The following is a 25,250-nucleotide window of genomic DNA, read 5'->3' as shown; positions in this document are numbered from 1 at the left end:
CTTCTGAAGCACCCTTACCTGCATATACAGTTTCTAATTCGTAGTTACCTTTTAGTAGAGTACTTCCAACTTGAGGGATATCATCAAATTCATGGCCTCGGAAATTAATTGTCAATCTAGGTTCAGTTAGGCGCCAGCGTGTATTCATTGTGAATTTTCCGTTTTTCACTGCCATAGTAGGTGCAGCGTACATTTTATCGGGATTAACTGGCAAGATGTATGCTTCTCTATAGTTTTTCCCATTAATTGTGCGATAATATTCCAGCTTTCTAAAAGTCGCTTCAGTCTCTTTTGGAACATTAGCTTTAATCTCGTTCGCTTTACGAGCATCTAGTTCAACTGTTTGTGGACTATTTAAGTTAATTTCGGGATTACCAACAAGTGCAACACCTGAGTGATCAGTATCCGTATCTACATTCATCATTGACATAACAGAATATGTTCCAGGTGAAAGTCGTAATTCTTTCGTTCCGTCAATGGTAACAGGTACAGGTTTTCCACTTGGACCAAAGAGGGTAGCATATGCTAGCGCAGGAGACCCGTCACGATCGATTGCTTTTAGAGTAAGAGGATATCTTTCATCCTCTTTAATCATAGCCAATGAAGTATGTACAATTGTTTTACCATCTATATCTGCAGAAATCTGTCCTTGATAACGGGAACCCGCTGCACCTTGGTTCGGATCAAGTGTTACAGTAACTTTAGCACTTCCTTTTGCTGGCACTGTAATCTTGTTCGTTGACAGTTTTAAAAATCCATTAGGCGCATTTGAATTACTATTATCTGTTACCTTCGCTGATAGATCTAATGTCACTGGATTATCACTGTCGTTTGTGTATGTAATCGTTTTATCTACTGGAACATCATTATTATGTGGCCAATCGTAGAAACCAAAGTCAAGTGATCCGGTTGCACGTAAGTTTCCTAATGTTGCAGCTGCAACATCTAGTCGTCCAGTACCACCTTCAAGTGGCTTAATATTATCTAGTTTTTTCGTTGTACTCATTAGTTCATCTTTCAGCTGTGCTCCTGTCCAATCAGGATGACGTTGTGAAAGAATTGCAGCTGCACCTGCTACATGTGGGGTTGCCATTGAAGTACCACTCATCGAAAGATAAGAACCGCTACCTTTCGTAGTATATTGTGAACGAGCAGCGTTAATATTTACACCCGGTGCTGTGAGATCAGGCTTTAATCCCGAACTTCCAAAACGTGGACCCCTTGATGAAAAATAAGCAAGTTTATCAGATTTATCAACCGCACCAACTGTTAGTGCCGCATCTGCTGCCCCCGGAGCCGAAATACCCTCACCACCAGAGTTTCCGGCTGCAATTACAAAAAGAGATCCTGTTTCTGCACTTAGGTTATTAACGGCTTGAGACATCGGGTCAGTTCCATCACTAGCCTCGCTACTGCCTAGACTCATACTTACTACCTTGGCGTTATGGGCAGCCCATTCCATTCCATCAATAATCCATGAATTATAACCAAAACCATCATTACTTAGAACTTTTCCTACAAGTAAGCTTGCTCCTGGAGCCACCCCTTTATTTTTTCCTCCTGAAGCTGCGCCCGTTCCAAGAACAGTGGATGCAACATGCGTACCGTGTGCATTAAAGTCTCGAACATCTTCCCCTGGAACAAAGCTTTTTGTTTCCTTTACTTGTCCAATTAAATCAGGATGCTCTGCGTCAATCCCTGTGTCAAGAACTGCTACTTTTACGCCAGTTCCATTGTAACCGGCATTCCAAGCTGTTGGTGCCCCAATCTGTGGAACACTTTGTTCAAGAGAAGCTTTAACACGACCATCTAACCATATTTTTTTGATTCCTGGTGTAATAAGTGACCTTGTAGATTTCTCAGGCTGTATATTTTTCTTTATGTCCTGCCAGAATACTTTCGAATCTTTTTTGTCAGTAATAAGTGCTGCACCATTAATACTTTCAAGTACATAAGTCTTTTTTGAAGCTTTTAGCGTTGGTTGAACTGCAGAGCGTGCTTTTGACTCTGAATATTGTACGATAACAGGTAGTGTCTCTTGAGAGGCATCATCATAACCGTCAGCAATTAAAGTAGTGATATTAAATAAATCCATATCTAAAACTCCTGAAGCTAAGTAGGGCATTGCCTGATCCGGAATTACATATGTATCTTTATCGACCGTCATAATACGCGATCCGCCTGCTGCTTTGTCTGCGGGCTCTACACTTATGACACTTTGTCCATCAGCAAATTCTGTTACTGTTACAACATCACCTGTAATGAGTGTAATTACATGTTTTCCAGTGCTTGTTTTTGCGTTAATACCCTGAAGATTTGTTTCTTCAGAACTATTTGCTGCATTTAAGATTGTATTGCTAGTACCATCAGCAAACGCTTGAAAGGTCGGAACGGCAATTAGAGCAGTTGTCATCATTGCAGTAACATACTTCTTAAATTTCGGTTTCCCTATCATTTACATTCTCCTCCTAGTATCCTTTAACGCAAGTAAAATCTAATGACGACTGCTTATATGAATCTATTAAATAAAATTTTTAATGTTCATACTCAATCTTTCAGAAAAAGTTACTTTACAAAATTAATTATAAAGAATATTCAGAATTTTTTCGATTGGGTTATAAAAACCTTGTATATAGTGAGTATTTAGAGTAATAATCCAAATTTTCAACGTTATTCGACATAATGTTCGGAGAAAGTTTATAAACTTGTATAATCTAAAAGACATCAATCTACATTTCATGAATAGTACATTTATTTGAGAAGAATTAACAATAAACCTAACATTTGGTGGAATAGGAAGTTCAATAAAATTAGGAACTTGGTCTAATACAGCCTAAGCATGCGCTAGTTAGAAATTATCAACTACATAATCAGCCCAGTTTTTCATTTCAAATTTATTTTCTATTTCTATTTATTATATAAAAAAGCACCCTATAGAGGTGACCTTTTTCAAGCGTCTTCTCTATATGGTGCTTTTTAATTCTTCCCTACACTTTTATTTATTAATTCTTTATTGTTGTACTACTGTAACCGTCTGTGGCTTAGTTGTTACTTTAAATCCATCTTTACTAGTTACATCGGCATACACTGAATACGTACCGTTTGGAACATCTGCTTCTGGAGTCCATTTTAAGTGAATTTCTGTTTTATCTTGTACATCCATTGAATCAACTACATTACCATTTGCATCTTTAACATAAACTTTCCAATTTACATTGTTATTTGCGAATGCATTGATTCCTGCAGGTGTTTTTGCATTTACATTTTTATTCGGATATACACTGAAGTAGCTAACAAGCATTCCATCGTTAATATAAGAAGGGTCTCCCCAAACTGTATAACTTTGGTTTAGTGCATAGTCTGCTCCTAATACTACTACGCTCTTTGGCTCTTCTTTTACTAGAGTAGATGTAGCACCTTGAGGTAATGGCTTATATTTACCGTTATACCAAACGATCGCACCATTATAACCACTTCCAACATCATCCGCTTTGAACGAGATTTCATATTGACCATCTTTAGGTGTAACTTTAATATCCGAAACAACTGGAGCAACTGAGTCAATATGGAATGGAAGTTTTACGATTTGCGGCTTCGCGCCATTATAATCAAGCGTTGTTTTGATTACATAGTTATAAACGCCATCCTTCACTACTTGCCCATTTTGATCTTTTAAATCCCAACCATATCCAGTATTAAAATAGTCTCTAAAAGACATAATATTTTTATGAAATTTCCATGGCTTACCAGTATATTCACTAAAATCACCTAAGTATTGAAGTAATTCACCTTTATCATTTTCTACGTACATTTCTGTTTTAGCTAAGTTACGAAGTACGGTAAATGATGGATAAACTTCTTTCAATGGCGTATTAGGAGACATTGCAATTCGATCCATATTAAACTTACCAGTTCTTGGATCATAACCTAATGGGTAAACCCCTTCTGCTCCGATTTCATCATTCCAAAGCGTAGTATAGCCTAGGAATGCATCCTTCTCATATGCTGCTGGATCAATGTTTTTTGGTTGATCCCATTCGCCATAATATCCCATATAAGGAACTGATAACGGTACTGCTGAATCACTATTATTGCCAGAAGGAACTAGACGTACGTATCCCTCAACAAATGAACCATTCTTTAAGCTTGATGGAAGTTGAATCTGAACATCTAGATTCTTCTCTTGTCCAGGCTTGATTTTTAATGTCTTTCCTTCCGTGTCTGTTACTGTTTCACCATTTACAGTTACCGTAGCTCCTTGGATACGCTCACTTTTTAACGTTAAATATTCTTTTGAATCCAATGTTCCATCATAGTCTAAATCAAACTCTTTTGTTTCTCTGCCATCAGCTAATACATCTACATACACTTGATATTCTAAATCTTTTACATTCACATTTTGAAGAGCTTCTGCATTTAATTTGAAATGTATGTTATTCGTTTTAATTTCTTTTAACGCAACTGCCCCTGCTTTCTCAAGTGATGTATTCTCACTTGTCACAAGTACAGGCGTTTTGATTGCATTTTGAATTTGCATTAGACCAGAGCCTTGTACACGAGGTGAATATGGTACTTCATTATTTGTACGAGGATCTTGAATTAGTTTAGAAGTGTTCATTAAAGCAATTTTTGCTTTTAATGCTGTTTCTTCTGAGTGCTTTAAGCCTTTTTCGTAAAGTGATTGTAGTACTAAAGCTGAGCCACCTGCCACATGTGGAGTTGCCATTGATGTACCACTCATTACTTCGTAGCTATTACCTGGTATCGTTGAGTAAATATTACCTCCAGGCGCTGATATTTCTGGTTTAAAGTCTAATGTATGAGGTGCTCCGTAAGATGAGAAATATGACATCGTGTTCTTATTTGGATTGTCAACGTATACACCTTTAGACGGTTTCATTTTTACAACATAACCGCTCGTTAATTTCGAAATTAATGCATCACCGATTGCTTTACTTGTCGTAGCTGCTTGCGGAAATAATGAGTAAGAACTCCAATAAACTCTCGGGTAATCAATATCCTCATTTGCAGGAACAAGGATCACCGCTTTTGCGTGCTTCTTCTGCGCTTCAGATTGAATATAAGAGTATGTACCATACTTTACCTTTGGTTTTGCTACAACAATTTTTCCAGTTAAATCAGGAAGATTTTTAAAATCTGCCGTTTTACCTTCTCCTACATATACCATTTCATAAGATTCTAATGGTGATAATACTTTGGAAAGGTTAAAGTTATATTGTGTTTGATTTTGGTAAGGAAGCTGTAAACCATTTTCTTCTTGAAGTGTACTCATATGTATGCTTGTATTTTCATATGAAGCAACAGAAATAGCATAAGGGCTTACTCCTGGTTCCCCAACCGTACCAATATCAGGATTTTCAGCGTATGGTTTTGCAGAAGATTGTAATAAATTGTTTTGTGTACTATAAGCAGAGTTTCCACCCGCGACAATTACAAGTGTACCTTGTTCAGTCGCTTCACGAATCGCTTTCTGAATTGGATCATCTTCTTCACTAACAAATCCTGAGTCCGAACCTAAACTCATGTTAATAACATCTGCACCCATCGTTACCGCGTGCTCGATACCTGCTATGATATCATCCTCATACGCACCACCGTTTCCTTTATCAGAGAATACTTTTTCTGCTAATAACTGCACGCCTGGAGCAATACCTTGAACACCATCATTAGACTCATCACCGTTTGCACCTACTGTACCAGCAACATGCATACCATGCTCATTCCCAACAACACGTGGAATAACATCTGTATCATGATCTGCCCAGTCATAACCTGTTGGAACTTTATCGCTATACCAAACATCTCCTACACTTGTTTCTGCAAGTTTACTTTTAATGTTTTCTTGATTCCATTTTTCTTTTGCTTTTCCTTTTTCAGTGATTGTCATGTCTTTATGTGTATAGTCAATACCTGTATCGACAATCCCTACTAACAATCCTTCACCTTGATATCCGTAACTTTGCCATACTTTTTGAGCTTGTACTAATTCTTTACTTGCTCCCATTGATGGTTGGAATTGTCTAGCGATATGTACATTTGTTACACCCGGAGTTTCTTGAATATCTTTTAAGTTACGGTATTCAGTTTCCATACTAAATCCATTAAATCCTTCAAAAAAACGTTGATTTATTTTAGGAGTTGATCTCTCCTTTGAAATTTGTGAAATTACTTGGTCTTGCTTCTCTTTAAAACGTGCTTTTTTAGTTTCAGTAGAATTATCAGAAGTTGTTGGTTGTTCTACCTCAACGATTACACGTACCTTTTCATTTGGTTTATAAGCATGGGCATCTTTTAATTCTTTATAGCCAAATGGGTCTACAGTGTCACCTTCAGTTTGCTTCTGCTCCTCAGCAAAAATATTTTGACCCTGTTTTACAATTTCATCTAAACTTGGAGCTGGTACTTGATTTTCGTTTGTTCCTTCAGCAAATCCAGTTGATGTAAATAACATGGAAGCTAAAGTTGTCGTTGCAAGGACTTTGTAAGGAAAGCTTTTTCTCTTCTTCATTTCTAATTTAATCCCCTTTACAGTAATCTTAATGTTGTTAATCTATTAATATATAAATAGATTTCAATCCAAGCAGATCCAATAAGTTGCTAATGTGATACTAAGAAAATCGATACTATATTAATTTTAATTAAGTTGCCTCTATTATCATATCGGGTTATTCAATTGGACTTTTGGCATATTCGATTAGTAGAGAAATCAATAAGAACGAGTAGAAAAAAAGAAGTTTTTGACATTTTAAGTCGATAAAGTTCGAATAAAATTTATTAAATCGGGAAAATCTATTTAATTGTTTATAAACTTTAAGGATTGGTTTCAATAAGAAAGCAATTTGTAATTTTAATTAGAGGATTATCACTTCTAGAATAAGTACATATATGGTATTGATAAAACAGAATAATACATCTTTACTATATTTACGAATTGCTCACCAGACTACAAGTAGTGTTCAGTAGTTGGTTTAAAACTAAGCAATTTTTTTACTAATACTAGTTTTCTAGTTTAATTTTGCAGCGGTAATACAGAAAAAAAGTACTTTTTCATAGTTATCCTCTTCTATGAAAATGCAGGATAGAGTTTTGAATATAAAACACTTTTTTATTTAAGTAACAAAATATTCAGATTTTATTGAAAATTATTAAAATTAATTATAAATAACAACAACTTTGTTTTGTATATAAAACAAAGTTGTTTTTGTTTAAGATGCGAGTTGATAAATAATGTGAAAAATTGCATTTTAACCGCAGGTGATGAAAACGTAAGTAAGGGTTGGCTAAAATTAAAGGGGGTATTAACATGTTGCAAGGTCAAAAAAGATGGTTGTACATTGCGGTTCCTATTTTTTTCTTCTGGTTTTTCGGTCAGATTGATAAAGTAGGTATTTCGGTAATTCAAACAGACCCAGGATTTTTAAGAGATCTTGGTTTAATTGGGCCAGATAAGAATGCAAAAATTGGCTTTATCACCTTCATTTTCATGATTTCATACTCATGTTCTAACATCTTTTGAGGATTTATTATCGACAAATTAGGGGCAAGGAAAACAGCTATTATTGGTCTACTTATTTGGACATCAACCATGGTTATGGCAGGGATGTCTACTTCGTACGAAATGTTTTTATTTAGCAGAGTAATCCTGGGAATCGGTGAAGGTATGATGATTCCGGTATCGGGTAAATTTATTTCGAATTGGTTTAATAAACGAGAGCTTGGAAGGGCACAGTCTTCCTGAATTACTGGTAACTATCTTGGCCCAGCATTAGGTGCCATTATTCTCATTTTAGTTATTTCAACTTAATTTAGTAGATATTTGTTTATTCATTTTAAAAGGCTATGATACCTTAAAGCATTTTCATTGCCAATTTACACATTAGATTATCCCCTTATTTTTTTGATGAATAGGGATTTTTTTTATATTCTATAATATATATAAAGTCGGATTCTAAATTATTGAATCCGAGTATGCTTGTTGTTAACCGTGACAAAAGGAAAGAAATATTTGAGTTAATGATTAAAGTTGAAAATAGAAACTCCCTACCTTCATTGAATAGGGCTATACCAATAAAACACCTTAATGTTACTCCATTAACTCATGCTATCCTAACTAGAATATAACTATCGTATACTATTTCATCTTTTATACATAAGAAGACTCCTACTAGTTAAATTTACTAGCAGGAGTCTTTAGCTTTATTAAGGAACAAGTGAAAACTAAAACAAAACATGATTTCTATTTTTACATCGAGTGTTATTCGTCTAAATCCCTTATCTTTCTTATACCATTTCAGAAATATTCTCAGTTCACCTGTGCCAATATTATATAATAAAATATTTTACAGACTCTACAAAGAAAGTATTCAGCTACTCTTCATTTTTTGTTTATTGTAAACCTAATTGAGTTAATACATCATCCAAGGTAACGCCTTTATAAGCAGTTTTTGCTTTTGGCGCATTAGTTACAGTAGGATTCTTTAATCCGTAATTTTTAACAATGAAATCCATATCCTTTTTATCTACTACTTTATCAAAGTTAAAATCTGCTGATGCTTTATTTGTACCCCAATAGGTTTGTACTGCTAAAGCATCTAAAATATCGATCACATTATCTTTATTTACATCGCCAGCTGCAGCAACTGGTAAGTTCCAAGCTAATCTTTTTCCTACGATTTCCCCACGTACATTATTAGATAAAACAAGTTGTTTGTTCATCGTGAAATGACCTGGTACATCAACTGTTACCGTATAAGGATTTACTTCAGCTTTAAGACCTTCAATGATATACTGCCCACTCTTATTGAAACTCGGCGCATTAACACTTGTTTTTCCATCATAAGAAGTAACTGTTACTTTTGCACCGATTGCACTTTGATCAAGCGCATAATTTTGCTGACCTGTTGCAGGATTAATTGCTCCTTCAAAACGCAATGCTCCATCTAATCTTGAATAGGTTGGTTTATATTTAATACTTTCCATGTAAGAGTAAACATTATTAGTCACTACATCTGATTGATCAGTCGTAGAGGCTGTCATTGTATACCAATTGAAAGCAGATCCTCCATAAACACCATCTGTAAACTTTTTAGAAGTTTTAAGGTCGAAATTAAATAACTGTAAGTCTTCTGGTAATACTTTATCGCCTAAATAAGTGAATGTAATTGTATAGTTTAAATTACCCCCTGATGGAGCCGTAGATACTGACACTTTTGCATCACCATATTGCTTTACCACATCATTTACAACTACATTTTCAATTGAAGCAATGTTAGGATCAACTGGTATTGTAATTTTAGATGATTTTAAGTTTTTAACATTATTTGAACGAACGCTATAATTTACTGTATCTCCTGTAGTTACGATTTGTTTATTTGCTTTTAAATAGTAATATGGTAAATTGTGATCCACAAAAACAACTCTTAACATATTAAAAGCATTTCCAGTAAAGTTTCTTGCATAATCCATTCCATAAAACTGAACTTGTAAAGGTGCAGCTTGTTTTCTAACTACAAGTTTATCAGTGTAATTTCCATTTTTATCTGTGAAAATTGGATTTTTCGGAAATGGACTATTATAAAACGTAACAACTGCATTGTTTGATTGATCAACTGGAAGACCCATTTTACTTGCTTCTTCTGTTTCAGGATCATTTAAGTTAATGTTAAAATCGTATAAGAATTGTCCATTTGAATCAAATTGACTATCATTGTATTCAATTACTTTTTGGTCTAATGAATCAAAGCTAGAAGTCATAGTTGGTGCACCTAAGTCATAGATGAAATCAGATGATTTTGTGAATGTTTTACCTTGTTCATTTGATCCAACCAGCTTAATTTTATAGTGTCCTGGTTGAGCAATTTCTGGTTGATAGCTAATCGGTTTCGCTGGATCACCAGTAAATGGATAATATGTTCCAGTAAATCCTCTTGAAACATAATATGTTTGATTTTCATTCAATAAAATCGGAGACAATGAACCAACTAATCCTAGGTCTTCGCCTGTATTAGGATCCTGTAAAATGATATCTAATGTTTTCATATGTGATTTTAATGAGAATGAAAATGATTCGAAAGGCCACGCATTTTCTGGCCAAGCAGTATCTGATGAATACATTGGTAAGGCGTCAACTGAATCAATGCCTTCATATACTACACGTCCACCAAATGGAATTTGATATGTTTCAGTTGGATCAGCAGTATTTGTGAAAGTGATATATCCCTCATACGTTCCTTTATCTGCTGTTTTTGGAATATTTAAGTCAAACTTAATTGACTTTTGGCCAATTCCATTTAATTTAACAGTTGAAGGACCTGATAAAGTTACATTGTTCTGAGCTGCGTCCTTCGATCCTCTTAATCCAGTTTGGAATTTTACATCTACATTAAATGTTTTTGATTTTTCACTACGGTTCTTTAATGTAACAGTACGAGAATCAGCTATATCTTGATCATCAAAGCCAAATGAACCAAAGCTCATTCCACCTGTTAATTCTTGAATTGATTGTTGTTTTCCATTAATGATTGTTGGTGTTTTATCAACTACTTCTAATTCCACATTTGAGTGAATTGCTTCATAAGCATCTACTCGGCCACTACCTGCTTCAAAAACACTATAAGCCTTTGATAATGGATCAGCTGTATTCATTAAAATTGATTTGATATCTTCCGGTTTTAAATCTTTATTTGATTGAAGTAATAAAGCAGATACACCTGCTACATACGGTGTCGCCATAGAAGTACCTGATAAGCGTTCATACGCATACTTGTAATCCTCTGGTTTTGATCCATCAACTGTTTTATCGTTTACATAGAATGGTACTGTTGAAAGAATTGATACACCCGGTGCAGTTACTTCTGGTTTAATATCATAGTTCACACGAGATGGACCTCTTGAACTGAATTGTGCTAGTTCATCAGAAGCTGTTTTTAGCTTCGTAAAATCGCCAAATGTGAAATCTGTTTTACCAGCTTTAATTGCAGCTGCGATCGTATTACCTTCATCATTTGAAACTGAGAATGCAGGAATCGCATCGACTGATTCACCAAGGAATGCTTGAACCGCACCTTCTGCTTTATTTGTTTCATCGTTATACATTAATACGCCAGCAGCACCAGCTGCTTTTGCATTTTTGATTTTATCAATTAATGCAATTGATCCACGTTTAATGAACGCAATCTTACCGTTCAGATCTTTTCCAGTAAAGTCCCATGAGTTAGCTAATCCAACATCAACAAGCTGATATGTTTTTCCTTTTAATGTCGTTAAATCATCTTTATAATTTCTTGCTAGCTGTCTTAAAGAATAATTTTTACCATCTTGTACACCAGCATATTGATAGATATCAAGTGCAATAGATGATGCCCCAACAGTTAAAGCTAAGGCTGCAGCTCCAGGAGCACCAAGAGTGTACATTTGATCCCCGCTATTTCCTGCTGCAATGACAGTTGTTACTCCACTTAATACTGCGTTGTTTACCGCAATTGAAGTTGCAAATAGAGGGTCATTTAATGTTGCTCCTAGAGACATATTAATAACATTCATACCGTCTTTTACTGCACGGTCAATTCCGGCTATGATTGCATCCATTGTTCCACTACCGTACGGACCAAGTACTCGGTAAGAATAAATATCCGATTCTGGTGCCGCACCAACAGTTTTATATTCACTATTCGCTTTACCACGACCACCAATGATTCCCGCTACGTGTGTACCATGCTCAGTATAATATGCACTACCACTTATGAATTCTGATTGACCTGATTTTTTCCAATCTGCATACGTTGTTTCCATCGGATCATTGTCATTATCGACAAAATCATATCCGCCTTTATATGCATCCTTTAAATCTGGATGGTTATAATCAATACCCGTATCTAGAATTCCTACTTTAATTCCTTTCCCAGTAAATCCTTCTGCATGTAATCGATCTAAAGCGTCATAAGGTGTATAGTTTCCAACATTTGCTTCATCTGCTTTAAGTTGATCGTTTTCCTTTGGAGGATCAATGGTAAATGTTTTGTTACTCCAAACGGATTTAACAGCCTTTGATTTTAATAGATTTTTAATTTGGTTTGCTGGTAGACTCATCGAGACACCATTAAAGGCATTCTTATATGAACGATTAATCGTATAATCTACTTTTTTCGTTTTACCAGTTTCTAATACTTGACCAACATCTTCTGCAAATGTTGCGTGATCTTGATCTACTAATTTTGCTGCTTCTGATGTAGTTAATGATTTACCTTCTACACTCGCTTCAATTTGCGCGACTTTAGCAGGTTTATTTGTAAATTCAACAATGACACTTGTTTGTTCTGAAGAATTTAAATTAATATCTGAAGAAATTTGAAGACCCGTTTCTTCACTAGTCGATAGCTGTTCAAGAGCCGCTCTTTGCTCAGAAGATAAATTTGCTAAAATATCCTCTGCTTTACTTGGACTTGCTGCTTTTGTGGTATTCGATACTTGTCCAAGTGAACCCAATATGAAGCTCGATGTTAAAGCTAAAACGGTAAAGCTTTTTAATAACTTTTTCTCTGTCTTTTTCCCCATTTCTCTTCCTCCTAGATAATTTACGACAAGGTAGATTGCTACATTGAAGTACAAAAATATTCTTTTTCTAACAAAACTCCTTACTATTTTCCTGAAAATAAACAAACGATTTGTAACAAATTGTCTACTTATTTAATTTTATTATTAAGAATTTTCATTCTTTAATCAATTGGGTTATATTTTCCTTATTAATTCAAGGTTTCGGGGTTTACAAGATGAATTTTGACGAAATTCTTATCGATTGTTTATAAACATTTCATTTTCTTCATATTTTAATATTAAATAACGTTTGTTAACTTAAAAAAGTAATTAGACAACGAACCTCGTTGTCTAATTACTTTTTAATTTAATGCTTAATTCATAAAACTAAAGTCTTGATCTAACTCAATAGCTTTTTTATATTCTTTTATCTTTAGATAATAACGAAATAATTTTTTGCCATATTGCTCATAAAAGAAAATATTATTGGTTGAAATTAACTGTGGTATGACTACTTCAGCTAACAATTCATAGTATTGGTTAGGTTCTTGTTTACACTTCAATGCAAACAGGTTAAATAGATTAAAAAAGATCGGACATGCTTTCTTAGCTAGCTTCGTACCAATTTCTATTTTTGCTAACAACTCTTCTTGATTCAATAACTCTCCCTCTAAACATGCTTCCACGAAATGATATAATCGGCGGACATATTTTATTGATATTTTATCTGTTTCATCTGTTTTATCTGTCAATAAAACTGCTTTTTCAAAATAATGAGCAGCTTGGCTATAATAACCTCTTTTAAAAAATTCTTCTCCTAAATTAGATAAAATAATAATTTTATTTTCAAGAGCATCTAAAACTTCACAATTATGAATTAGATTTTTATAGTTTCCGACCAATTCTAAAAAATCAATCTCTTGATCACTATCAAATTGCATTAATATTATTATTTGTGCACTAATAGCACTAACGTAGTTAGATGTTTTATTAAAAAATTGAAGTGCTCTTTCAGCGTATTTATATGCAAATATTTTTGCTTTCGCATGATGATAAGCAAGAGCTAAGTGGTAGTAATATTCTTCATTTTTATATTCATCCATGTTAATTTGTTCTAATATGTTCACAGCAGTTTGAAACAATTCACTATCAACAGTCCCAAATGTGCTAATACAATACATTCCCTTTATATGTAGAAGAAGATTTTTTTCATAATTAGACAAATTTGAAAACTTCTTTTCGACGTACGCAATTGTATTTTTAGTTTCTAGAAACATACCTTTAAAGTGATAATACTTTGCTGTTAAGAGCAAATAGTAAACCGCATGTTTAGATGTCTTAATAAATGGATTTTGTTCTAATTCTAATTTTATTTCTTCAATTTGTGCTGTTTTTTGCATGATGAGCGCATGATTCCAATCATTTAAGTGATTTTCAATTTCATTTAATGATTCAATTTCATTATTTATATCAATTTCTAATCGATCTGCTAATTTGGAAATAAATTCGGGTGTTAAAGCAACTTTTCCACCTTCAAATCTACTAATATAGGCCTTACCACAAATTCCCTCACCTAATTTTGATTGACTAATCCCTTTTTTCTCTCGATAATATTTGATGATTTCTCCTACTAACATATTAGCCTCCTTTATATTAGGTAACATTTGAACGATTCTATAATTGCAAAATGATTATGTAAATTTACATTTCCCACCTTCAGCTAAATAGAAAGGCATTAAACCATCAACGTTGTTGTAAATGATTATTCCAGCAGCGCCACGGTTTTTCGCTTGTAAAATCTTATCATTAATCGTATTTGTACCACGTTGAAAGAATGTGATTTTTTCATCTATTCGAGTCTTTGCACCTGAAATTAACTGAACCCATAATCTATCAGATTTCGACTAAATTTTATCTCCTTCCCCATTTGCTATATTCAGTATAGTTAATCAGAATTTTCTAATAAAGTTAGAAATATTAATCACCAAATAAGATATTCTTATATCCCTAAAAAACCCAAAATAATATTCTTAAATAACTTCTAATCTAACTTCACGTTTTTTGATATAAAAATTAAATAAATATCATCCTATATAACGGTGATATTATCTAAGATGGTTTAGCTGTAATTTGGAACGGAACATCGGAAAACTAAATATTTTATTCTCTTCCAATCATACCGAGGAGATACTTCGGGCTATTCTTTGCTCCTAATATTTCTTTGAAAAATTAGGAGCATATACTTGATGGTAAAATCGTTGAGGTTGATCTGATAAATTATGAACCTATATTTTATTGATATATTTTTAATTTTATTTTAAATTACCTATTTCTCTTAAAAATATAAGTGCAACCCAACAAAAATCTGCTAGTCACTTTTGTTTGGAAGATAGGAATACACTTCTAGATCAATTTCATAAAATAGATTCAAACTTAACCATTGATTTGGTAATAATTTAAATCTCTAAATGTGATAAATTCAATTACTTAAAAAGCTCATTCTTGAATATGATTCATTTAAAAAAAGCCTGTCCTCATATATAGAGAACAGGCCATTTCATTTTATTGTACTCCTAATTTTTTTGATTTGACTTAAACGTGCTTCTTTATATTTTTTTATTGGTTTTGGAGGCGCAGCAATCCAGGAGCAGACGGAGCAGATAGAGGAGTGAAGAGATGCCTACGGGCAACATCGTTGAACACATTGTCAGGATATATGTATACTTGTCCATCAGGCGTAGTTTCCGTATAAACAATTATAAATATCATTAATATTAACAATAAAAACTACATAGTTGTTAATAATAACATATATTTTGTTTTGTATGTTATAGTTGTTTTTATCTCTAAAAAAAATTGAATTTCATTTAACAAAAGAGGCAAATATGAAAGTATAATTTGTGTAATTATTTTAATTATCGCTGAAATAAAAGGAAGAAATTTAATAGAATGCTCCTTTAAATTAAATAGAAAAAGATTCATTGAATCTGCCCTTGGAGTACTTATTTTCTTGATTTATATATACGAAATTTATAAAACTAATAAATACTAAATGGGTTACCTTAATCAATGAAGACAAGTTTTTTTCGATATATTGATTCTGATTTAAATATTAAGTAATCTCCCCCGTAAGTGCACACCTTTTCTTTCTATGTACATTCTTCATTTTCCCTGTTACCTATTCGGCATTGAGGACTTTGGTTTGTATTGCATATTAATTAAGTATCACCTTACCTTTTATGAAGTTAGTGCCCCATAGAATTTGCCGCTGCCTTCCTTTATATTCCCTATCAACGCGGACACCCATGCCTTAGGCTAACAACTACAACTGCTTAAGGCCAGCCACTATAGATTATGCATAAGTTAATCAAATACGTTGAAAAAGCAGTGGAAATTGATTCCACTGCTTTTCTCTATTCTTTCTTACATTAATCCAGGCGCGTTCACGCCAGTGGGGTCTCAACCTTCCGCATCTCCCACAGGAATCGAGCAGCCTTATGCTCAAATCAACTTCAGCAAAAAAAATATACATCATTTTAACTTTAGAATAACAATCTTATACATAATATCCTTTATGTATCAATAAGTACCCCAAAAACGATTGATTTTTGACTTAATAATAAAAGAAGTTTGTTAGATTTTTTAAAAAAACCCTAAATTTTTATCAAGAAATTCACCTGTTTTTATACCAAAAATCTTACGCTATCAATGAAGTTCATATGTTTATCAATAAAGAACAATCGTTTGCACTTTTTACATTATGACTTTAGTTCTTCTTTTAATTTCGATATATAGTCTTTTATCATTCTTGAACAAACCTTATTACTAGGCATGATCCATACATATTGAAGATTTACAGCATCGTAATTTATAATATCCAGTAATATAACATCATCACTCAAATTGTAATCAACTCCATTGAAGGCGGGAACAAATGACACACCTAAGTTTTCTTCGACGGCTTTTTTTAATATATCAGTATTTGTAGTGGTAAATAACTCATTCATCCTGCCAAACTCACTATAGAAAAGTTTTTTAAACCAATGAACGAATTCCCCATCATAAGTAATCAGTGTTTCGGTTACGATTTGTTGTGGTGTAACAAATGTTTTTTCTGCTAATGGGGAGTTTTTATTTACCATTAATTTCATTTTCGCTTCAAATAAATTGTAATAAACTAGACGATCATTTTTTACTAGTAAATGTTTAATAAATGGTAATACACCGATATCACTTCGTTCTTCCAAAATATCTTCAATAATATCTTGTCCCGGCTTTTGAAAAATCTCGATATTGATTTTAGGATAGTCATCTCTAATAGCTGAAATTGGGCTTAAAAGGACTCCAAAAAAACCTGGCGTGGTAGATATTTTCAGCTTACCATTCACATTATTTTTAATTAACTGTGCTTTTTCGATTAGTTCTTGATATTTTATATTTAGTTCTTTTACAATCGTAACAATCGCTACTCCATCATCCGTAAGTATTGCACGATTACCTTTGGACCGTTCGAACAATATTACGCCTAATTTCTTTTCGATACTAGTAATCGATTGACTAATAGCAGACTGACTCACAAAAAGATTTTGTGAAGCAACCCTGAAGGAACCTGTTTTGGCGACTTCGATAAGATATACTAATTTTTCGATATTCATACTCTTCTCCTTCTAACAACATTATTAGTATACTACAAGCTATATTTTCTATATTCTATTTTTTAAAATTTTTTAAATATATGAAAAGCCTGTTCTCAAGTATTGAGAACAGGCTTACAGTATGAAGACAAAGTACGAAAAAATGATTTTTTGAGCTTACTATTATTGTAATCCTAATTGACTCTTAAATGATTCTTAAGTTGCACCTTTATACTTCTTAACTGCTCATCCCATAATTATTCTCATAAATATTATAGTTTTTATAGGTAGTAGAGTGTCCAGGAATGTCTTGAATAATTGTCTAATCTACTTTAGATGGTTCAAGACCTAACATATCAAACTGGCCATTTTTATTAAAGCTATTCGTTTTTACTTCTTTTCTGTTATGAACTACAATCGTGATTGTTGGAGAAGTCATAGTGTAATCTTTACATTATCAAATTGACCTTCATATTAAATGCTTCTCCTCCTATCGTTCCTTTCCTTTAATTTCTGTTTAAGTATTTAAAAATGGAATAACCTGAACAGCAGAAGCTGCCCAGGTTACCAATTAAATCAATCTAAACCTAATTCTACGATGATGCTTTCTAACGTTTGACCTTTGTACGTTTTCTTAGCTTTTGGATTTTCATTTGGATTTGTTGGGTTACCATGTCCGTAGTTGTAGTACACATAAGCAAAGTCATTTACGTCAACTATTCCGTCGTCGTTAATATCTGCACTACGTGTATTTGTTCCCCAATATGTTTGGATAGCCAGTGCGTCCATGATGTCGATTACATTATCTTTATTAACGTCTCCTGCAGTAGCTGTATAAACATCAGAACCAATGTAACCAGATACGCCATAATCTTCACCATCTAAAGTTTGGTACATACCATGGAAGTTAGTGTACGTATTAAAATGACCTGGAACATCGAATACGATTGACATGTCATCATGAGTGATTGGTAAACCATTTACATAGTACTGACCATTCTTAGCTATTGTGCCATCGTATCTTTTTCCGTCTTTATCTTGAACGTACGCCTTCAATCCTTCTTTTGTGTAATCTCTAGTTGTAGACTCATCGAACTTGCCGTTCTTGAATAAGCCTTGAGCATATACATAACCACCTAAAGCAGAAAACTTCGGTAAAATAACAATTTTAGGGAATGTTCCCCAAGGGCTTGTTACAGTACCACTAACGCTTGTAATTTTTGTAGAAGAAAGATATAAACTTGAACCTAGTGTAGGTTTTTGAATATCTTGAATTTTAACTGCTACATCAACCATTGGGATGTCGCCAGTTACTTCTTTAGAACCATCAAACGTAACTGTTGCAACTACTGTAACCTTTGTGCCGTTTGTAGTTGTTGTTGTAGTTAAAGTTCCACCTAAATCTTGAGCTGCAGAGTTTAACTTAATGCTATCGAAACTTGTATCAAGTGTATCTGCACTAAAAGTATAAACAGCCGATTTTACTTTTGTTACATTGTAAGCAGTTAGTGTAGATGTTCTTGTATCTCCAACATGTGTAATCATTTGTTTGTGTCTAAGTGGACCTTTTGGATCACCATATACATATGAATAAGTATCTTCAACAAGGTAATACATTTCTTGAGCATTTGCATTCGTTCCTTGGTCGCCACCAACAAATAGTACTTGTGTAATTGGTGAGTTTTGCTGTACTGCAACGCTGTCTGACCCGTTACCGTTTTCATCTAATTTTAATTTTCCATTGATTTGATTGCTGTTCCAAGCGTAAGGAATACCCACTGTACCTTGATTAATATTGATACCAGCTGCTCTCATTTGATCAACCATTTGGTCATGGAGAGAAGCTGTAACAGGGATTGATGTTACACCTTTCTTGTATTCAACGAAAGGGCTTCTTCCGTTTTCACCTTGTACGTTCATTTCAAACTTATCAGGAGCAGTATTATCAATGAATAGATCTTGTGCATTAACAAATTCTTTACCATCGTCATTTATACCAACAAGTTTTAGTTTGTAATGCCCTTCTCTTGGTAATGTTGCAACTTTGTTGATCGTTTTGTGTTCTTGATCAGCAAAAAGATAGATAGCTCCTACGAATGGCTGGAAGAAATATGTTTTTCCTTCTTCATAACCCATTCCATCAAACGTATTTGCTATACCTAAATCTTCACCTGTTTTTGCATCAGACAGAACTACTTTTAAAGATCTCATGTGAGAATTTAATGTCATTGTTGCTCCTAAAGCTGGCTGCATAATCGGACTCGTTAATTGATTTCGGTCATTTGTGATTGAGTTGCGAGAAAGCTTAAAGTCTTTAATTCCTTCTTCAACATAATGTACTCCGAATGGAACACGATATGTTTCAGATGGATCATCTTGGTTTGTGTAAGTTACATATCCTTCGTAAATACCTTTTTCAGCTGTCGTTGGAATTGAAAGGTCTACTTTTCTTGTCACATTACTATTTACAGGAACCTTAACAGTTTTGTCTGTAGTAACTGTTACTTCATTCTTATCTGCATCCTTTGAGCCTCTTACGTTTGTTTGATAAGAAACTTTTACATCAAACGTTTTAGATTTAGAACCGTTGTTCTCAAATGTTAAAGAACGAGATTCAACTAAATCCTTACCAGTGTAAGCTACGTTACCGAAACTTAATGCGCTTGTTGTTTCATTGATGTCTTGTTGTTCACCATTGATTACGATTGGTGTTTTATCTTTTACTTTAATTTCAACAGAAGAATGTAAAGCTTTGTACGGGTCAACTCGTCCAGCACCAACTTCGTATACAGAATAAGTTTTGCTTAAAGGGTCAGCTGTATTCATTAGTAGAGCTTTGATATCTTCTGGTTGTAAATTGTGGTTAGCTTGTTTTAACAATGCTGCGACACCTGCTACAAACGGAGTTGCCATTGATGTTCCTGACATGTGTTCATATGCATGATTGTAATCAGTTGGATTATTCGGGCTATGAACGAATCCAGGAACAGTTGATAACACGCTTACACCTGGTGCTGTAACTTCTGGTTTGATATCATAAGTTACTCGAGATGGTCCACGTGAACTAAATGATGCTAACTCATCACCTTTTGTTGTGATTGAACTTAAATCGCTAAAAGTGAATGTTGTTTTGCCACTTAAGATTTGTTGTTTTAATGCAAGACCATCTGCCATCGATAGATTAAATGAAGGAATAAAATCTACGCCTTCCGCTAAATAGAAAGGCATTACACCATCAGCATTGTTGTAAATGATTACTGCAGCAGCGCCGCGAGTTTTTGCTTGTAAAATTTTATCGTTAATTGTACTTGTACCACGTTGAATTAATACAACCTTTCCGTCTACTCTGGTATTTGCCCCCCAGTAATCCCAAGATTGGCCTAAATTCACGTTTACAATTGGGAATGATTTAGATTTCAAGCTATTTAAATCATCATCAAATCCTTTTGCTAATAACTGCATTCCATAGCTCGCAGTATCGTCGTTACCTTTCATTGTTGGGATTGTTGTTGGCACATCACTTGCACCTACTGTTAATGCTAGAGCTGCATTTCCTGGATTTCCAAGAGTGTACATTGCATCTCCAGAGTTACCTGCAGCAACGATCGATGTTACACCACTTAGTACTGCATAGTTAAGTGCGATACTTTGAGGACTTAACGGATCGTTGTAAGCAGCACCTAGAGATAAGTTGATTACATCCATTCCATCTGTAATCGCTCGATCAATACCACCAATGATTGCATCCATTGATCCTGCGCCACCTGGTCCTAGTACACGATAAGAATAGATACTTGCATCTGGTGCAACGCCAGTAGTGGCGTAGTCGCTATTAGCTGTTCCTTGTCCTGCAATGGTTCCAGCTACGTGCGTACCATGCTCTGTGTAGTAAGGTTCAGCACCACCGTTGATTACTGGTTTGCCAGCTTTTACCCAATCATCATAAGTTGTTTCCATTGGGTCATTATCATTATCAACAAGGTCATAACCGCCTTTATAAGCAGCTTTTAAATCTGGGTGATTATAGTCAATACCAGTATCAAGGATACCGACTTTAACCCCTTTACCCGTGAAACCTTCTTTATGTAGTTGATCAATTTTAAGGTAAGAACGTTCTGCTGCCATTCCTTGTCCGTGAGCTTCTGTTGAAAGAGTTTCTGAATCAGATGTTTTAGGCTCATCTAACTGAACCGTTTGGTTGCTGTAGATTGCTTTAACTGCTCCTGATTGAATTAATGCTTGTAATTTATTTGCAGGAACTTGTAATGATACTCCGTTGAATGCCGTTTTGAATTCACGTTTTACTTTGTATGTTCCATCTGATTTTGTTTTAAAAGTGTTTGCTAAATCAGTTTTAAACGTTTCATGATCATCATCTACATTGCTTTGTGCTTCTGTAGAAGATAGATCTTGTCCATTTACAGCTGCTTCAAGTTCAGCAACCTTTTTTGGTTTGTTCTTGAACTCTACGATAACTGATACAGTCTTTGAACTATCTAAGTCTATGTCGTCCGATAAATGAAGTCCTTGTGCATTGAACTTGTCAATATTCTTAAGAGCTTGACGTTGTTCTGCAGTTAGATTCAATTTGCTTTCTACGTTAGTGTTAGTGTTAAGATTTGCTAAAGCTTCATCTAATTTTGTTGGGCTTTGTGCAAATACGTTAACCATTTGTGCTTGTGAAAATACGATACTAGCAGTTAGCGCGCTTACTAGTAATTTAGTTTGCTTTTTCTTCATCTTCTTCCCCATTTATCCAGTCTCCCTGCAAATAATATATTTATGTTGATAGAATTCGATCAGGCTTCATTTCACTAGCTGAAATTAACTGAACCCATAATCTATCAGATTTCGACTAAATTCTATCTCCTTCCCCATTTGCTATATTCAGTATACTTAATCAGAATTTTCTAATAAAGTTAGAAATATTAATCACTCGATAAGATATTCTTATACCTCTAAAAAAAACAACATAATATTCTTAAATAATTTTTAATCTCTATCAATAAATACTTAATAATCTTCTTAACTTTCTGTATTCTTAATAACTTACAACCTAATTCGTGTCGAAAAAATGCATTTAACTTTTATATGCATTAATTTACTATTTTTCCTCTATTTACCATAACAAACAAAAAAAGGCATATCTCCTTAATGGAAAATGCCTAACACAAAATAAATCAATTTCTAATTTCCAAGACGTTGTTTTTAAACTGTACAATTTTCTATTAATAATTAGTAAGGGTAAGCTACATAATAAAATGAACTAAAGGGGATGAAGATCAAGTGAAGAAATTGTAGAAAATTTTCAAATTTAGTACTTTTTTAGGTGCTTTACTAGCTTCTATACCAATTACCTGCATACTCCATTTTAAGGTTGTAAGAACCTGTTAATAATTCTGTTGCACTATTAATTGCTTCTTATACACCAGCTTCTCTAATCCAGAAATTACCGCTCCAGTATACGATCTCCAACTCGTATTCCAGTATTGAAGTCCAACAACTTCGTTTTTTGTATTCAACATGAGGACAAGAAATACTTCTCTGTCTCGTCTGCGATAAAGGAAGCAGCTATTTTTTGTGCATCTTTTGGCGAAGTAATCCGTCCAAAGGCAAACGTCTATGATACTTCCCTAATTTCCTGCTTAATTCGTACCACTTCAAAGATTGATGTTAATTCCATTTTCAAAACTCCTTTTCCCTTGTTTTTTTGTTTTTTCTTCATTTTTTCTTTTGCCTAACGAAACGACCATGTTCCCCAAAAGGGGAGGATTTTTCCCCTTTTGCAAGGAGAACGAAAAACACGCATAGGCAATCGGTCAAGGGAAACAGCACAAAAAGTTTTTTGATGTTGCGATAGCGCTGTTAATCGAAAAAGTTTTTTGCCCCTTGATCGATTGACTAGCCAACTTAGTTTCCTGACGGAAAGGTTCGGGTGTCCTACCGGTAAGGAAAGTTAGTCGGCTTGCGTTGTTTTACGATTCGGAAGGCAAATGGGAAAAATCACAAACAAAAAGCAGCCGTAATGGCTGCTCTCCTTTTATCTTTTATACTTTCAATCTTTGATTTTACGGTTTCTGGGCTCGTTCGGTGTGGCGGCCTTGCCGTAAATGGAACAGGAACCTACGGAATGTAGGTAGCAACCGTACAGACCGTGGTTATCGGTCCATTTAATGCCGAAGCGACACATACGGAATGACAGGAAGGTGCACTTTTCCTTACTGATCAGTCCGTCGTGCTGCCCGCCTGAAGTCCATTCTTAACGTTGAGCCATACGGTGAAAATTTTGAAGATGTGATCCAAACGATGATTCCTAGTTAAATTGTCAGTTACTTACAAATGATTATGAATTCGTAATGATTTTATCCTTTATGATGAGCAAATCTTTTTTATAAACTAAAAAGAATAGCCCACAAACAGCTGTAATTATTTGTGTTCCAACTAATAGGTAAAATCCACCTACAAAGTTATTTCCTCCTAGATTCCCGATAATTGCTCCCATAATTGCCGGCATAAATGCCGAAACAAGGTTCCCAATGCCATTAATAATCCCATATGTACTTCCTACACTTTTAGTATCAGACAAATTTTGAACCATTGTTGGAATTGCTGGGCCTTGGATTCCCCAAAATCCATTTGCCAAAATTAATCCAATCGCTGTAATAATAGTATTTGGTGATATGATAGCTATTGTCATAGAAAGAGCTGTTCCCACACCACCAACTACGAATAAAAGGGTTAATTTTCTCGTAGGTAAGCGATCAATTATGTACCCTCCGAGAAATCCAGTACCAATGCTTACAATAAAAGGGAGAGAAGCGACAAATCCCATTTGTTTTAAAGAAAAGTGTTTCTCTTGCAAAAGATATGAAGGTAACCACGCACTACTACCCCATAAATAACTTAAAGTTACGATTTCGATAATTAGAATCCAAATAAGACCTGGTGTCTTAAAAGCAGTAGACATAGTAGAAAATAGTTGGTTGTGCTTCTTACTTCCTTCACTTTTCGTAGCCACTATATTTCTATTATTTTTACCAGTCTTGCGAATAAAAAATAAAATGAGTGGTAATCCAATTAATATATTCAAAAAGGATAATACGTAAAAAGATGATTCCCAACTGAATTGGTATATTAAGAATGTTATAAATGGAAAACCGATTGATAGTCCGATAGAAACACCCATCGAACTTACTGCATTCGGTTTCCCACGTTCGTTTTTCTTAAATGTGTCATTAATATACATTGTTTTAAGGGAAAATAAAGGCCCTTCACTTATACCTAGAACTGCCCGGAAAAAAAGAAACAAAAATAAAGTACTAGCAAATGGAGAAATTAGCGTAAAAAGCGCCCATAAAAGAATGCTAATTAATAGTCCATTCCGTACACTTAAAAATGATTCATAAACAGGAGTTAGAAAAAATGCTGCAATACCATACCCAATTAAAAATAAAGTCATTAATTGACCTTGTGCCACTCGATCATTCGCAATGCCAAAAACACTAATAAAATCATGGTTCGTAATGAGGATAGAAACATTTATTCTATCGACATATGAAATAATTACAACAACTAAAATAGCACAAACCCCAAGCCATCTTTGTACAGAAGATAAATTATTTGACATATTTTCACCCTTCCCAATTGTTTTATATACAAAACAATGTTTTATATATAATTTATAATCAGTTTATTTAAAGAGGTAATTTTTGTCAATAAAATTCAGAATATTTACTTATTATTAATTTGGCTAATGATTAACCTTTAAACAAAAAAAAATAGACTACTAAAGTAGCCTACTTGCTCTTCAACTAAAGCATTCATTACTTGAACAAGAATATTTTTGAATTAAATTTATATGAGTAAAGAAAGATGAAGGTTTCTTAATTAAACTACTTACCCATTTAATTCCATATATAAAACAAGTAATCATGTAATAAAAAACTATACTTGTAAGTGTGCCCTGTTTAATCCATTTGGAATCCTAAGCCAGTATTTGAGTAGTTTCATAAAAACAAGTCTCCTTTTTAAAACAGAAGCTATAAAACTAACATATGGATAGAT

At 34.0% G+C, this 25,250-nt stretch carries 11 protein-coding genes; 2 read left to right on the top strand and 9 right to left on the bottom strand.

Going from position 1 to position 25,250, the window contains the following annotated elements; all coding sequences use genetic code 11:
- Together COJ46_RS01750 and COJ46_RS01745 are read right to left on the bottom strand one after the other, a co-directional pair.
- A partial coding sequence (locus COJ46_RS01750) for a S8 family serine peptidase (RefSeq protein ID WP_286145482.1) occupies positions 1 to 2,455 on the bottom strand: 2,455 nt, incomplete at its 3' end.
- Positions 2,456 to 3,010: 555 nt separating this feature from the next.
- The gene (locus tag COJ46_RS01745) at positions 3,011 to 6,529 is read right to left on the bottom strand and encodes a S8 family serine peptidase (protein ID WP_097974406.1); all 3,519 of its coding nucleotides are present in this window, start codon (positions 6,527 to 6,529) and stop codon (positions 3,011 to 3,013) included.
- A 795-nt stretch (positions 6,530 to 7,324) separates the two neighbouring features.
- On the opposite strand from COJ46_RS01745, the gene COJ46_RS24850 reads away from it, so the two are divergent.
- Positions 7,325 to 7,537 carry a hypothetical protein gene (locus COJ46_RS24850; protein ID WP_286133463.1) on the top strand — a complete coding sequence of 71 codons (213 nt, stop codon included), beginning with the start codon at positions 7,325 to 7,327 and terminating at the stop codon, positions 7,535 to 7,537.
- Between the two features lie 6 nt (positions 7,538 to 7,543).
- Complete coding sequence (locus COJ46_RS24845) at positions 7,544 to 7,759, top strand: MFS transporter (RefSeq protein ID WP_353652155.1); 216 nt, start codon at positions 7,544 to 7,546, stop codon at positions 7,757 to 7,759.
- Positions 7,760 to 8,406: 647 nt separating this feature from the next.
- Here COJ46_RS24845 and COJ46_RS01735 read toward each other — a convergent pair.
- The 7 genes from COJ46_RS01735 to COJ46_RS01705 form a co-directional block, all read right to left on the bottom strand.
- Positions 8,407 to 12,573, bottom strand: a complete 4,167-nt coding sequence (locus tag COJ46_RS01735) for a S8 family serine peptidase (protein WP_097974407.1) — start codon at positions 12,571 to 12,573, stop codon at positions 8,407 to 8,409.
- A gap of 353 nt (positions 12,574 to 12,926) precedes the next feature.
- Positions 12,927 to 14,189 (bottom strand): helix-turn-helix domain-containing protein, encoded by a 1,263-nt coding sequence (locus tag COJ46_RS01730; RefSeq protein WP_176522462.1) that lies wholly within the window; start codon positions 14,187 to 14,189, stop codon positions 12,927 to 12,929.
- A 54-nt stretch (positions 14,190 to 14,243) separates the two neighbouring features.
- Positions 14,244 to 14,393: a PA domain-containing protein gene (locus tag COJ46_RS25185; RefSeq protein WP_353652154.1), complete on the bottom strand. Its 150-nt coding sequence runs from the start codon at positions 14,391 to 14,393 to the stop codon at positions 14,244 to 14,246.
- A 1,917-nt stretch (positions 14,394 to 16,310) separates the two neighbouring features.
- Positions 16,311 to 17,207 carry a LysR family transcriptional regulator gene (locus tag COJ46_RS01715; protein ID WP_097974413.1) on the bottom strand — a complete coding sequence of 299 codons (897 nt, stop codon included), beginning with the start codon at positions 17,205 to 17,207 and terminating at the stop codon, positions 16,311 to 16,313.
- Positions 17,208 to 17,762: 555 nt separating this feature from the next.
- Entirely contained in the window at positions 17,763 to 21,938 is a 4,176-nt protein-coding gene (locus tag COJ46_RS01710) for a S8 family serine peptidase (RefSeq protein WP_097974415.1), read from the bottom strand.
- A 638-nt stretch (positions 21,939 to 22,576) separates the two neighbouring features.
- Complete coding sequence (locus COJ46_RS24840) at positions 22,577 to 22,711, bottom strand: hypothetical protein (protein ID WP_286133464.1); 135 nt, start codon at positions 22,709 to 22,711, stop codon at positions 22,577 to 22,579.
- Between the two features lie 818 nt (positions 22,712 to 23,529).
- Entirely contained in the window at positions 23,530 to 24,813 is a 1,284-nt protein-coding gene (locus COJ46_RS01705; RefSeq protein WP_097974416.1) for an MFS transporter, read from the bottom strand.
- Positions 24,814 to 25,250 lie beyond the last annotated feature (437 nt).

It is taken from the genome of Bacillus sp. AFS077874 (genome assembly GCF_002566505.1).
Classification (GTDB): domain Bacteria; phylum Bacillota; class Bacilli; order Bacillales; family Bacillaceae_G; genus Gottfriedia.
The sequence above is the reverse complement of the archived record's forward strand: the minus strand, read 5'-3'. Positions and strand labels throughout refer to the sequence as shown.

What these genes read in the sequence shown, in the direction of transcription:
- COJ46_RS01705 (WP_097974416.1), bottom strand. Translation starts at nt 24,813, where the DNA reads ATGTCAAATAATTTATCTTCTGTACAAAGATGGCTTGGGGTTTGTGCT.
- COJ46_RS01715 (WP_097974413.1), bottom strand. Translation starts at nt 17,207, where the DNA reads ATGAATATCGAAAAATTAGTATATCTTATCGAAGTCGCCAAAACAGGT.
- COJ46_RS01730 (WP_176522462.1), bottom strand. Translation starts at nt 14,189, where the DNA reads ATGTTAGTAGGAGAAATCATCAAATATTATCGAGAGAAAAAAGGGATT.
- COJ46_RS01745 (WP_097974406.1), bottom strand. Translation starts at nt 6,529, where the DNA reads ATGAAGAAGAGAAAAAGCTTTCCTTACAAAGTCCTTGCAACGACAACT.
- COJ46_RS24850 (WP_286133463.1), top strand. Translation starts at nt 7,325, where the DNA reads ATGTTGCAAGGTCAAAAAAGATGGTTGTACATTGCGGTTCCTATTTTT.
- COJ46_RS24840 (WP_286133464.1), bottom strand. Translation starts at nt 22,711, where the DNA reads ATGTTGAATACAAAAAACGAAGTTGTTGGACTTCAATACTGGAATACG.
- COJ46_RS01710 (WP_097974415.1), bottom strand. Translation starts at nt 21,938, where the DNA reads ATGGGGAAGAAGATGAAGAAAAAGCAAACTAAATTACTAGTAAGCGCG.
- COJ46_RS01735 (WP_097974407.1), bottom strand. Translation starts at nt 12,573, where the DNA reads ATGGGGAAAAAGACAGAGAAAAAGTTATTAAAAAGCTTTACCGTTTTA.